Raw genomic sequence first — 355 nt, forward strand, 5'->3', positions numbered from 1 at the left:
CAAAACTATAAATTCACTACTGGTAAAGCACCTGAAAATCGAATAGTTAGTTTATCTAAAAGTTATATCCGCCCAATTATACGTGGCAAAGAAACCAAAGCAGTTGAGTTTGGTGCCAAGGTTAATAAATTACAAATCAATGGTATCAGTTTTATTGAGTATCTAAGCTTTGATGCTTTCAACGAAGGGACTCATTTTAAATCAACGATCCATCTCGCACAAACCTTAACTCATACTAAAGTGCGTTTGATTGGAGCTGCTGCTATTTATGCCACAAATGCTAATCGTAAATATGCCACTTCAAATAATATCAGAACTGACTTTGTTAGAAAAGGGAGGGCTGGTAAACACGAGC

The 355-nt window shown here is 36.1% G+C and carries 1 pseudogene; it reads left to right on the forward strand.

Going from position 1 to position 355, the window contains the following annotated elements:
* Positions 1-355 (forward strand): annotated as a pseudogene (locus tag ACRD7B_RS22825) (hypothetical protein); the annotation flags it as partial.

Origin of the sequence: Carboxylicivirga fragile (genome assembly GCF_050589805.1) — a bacterium.
Taxonomy (GTDB): Bacteria; Bacteroidota; Bacteroidia; order Bacteroidales; family Marinilabiliaceae; genus Carboxylicivirga; species Carboxylicivirga fragile.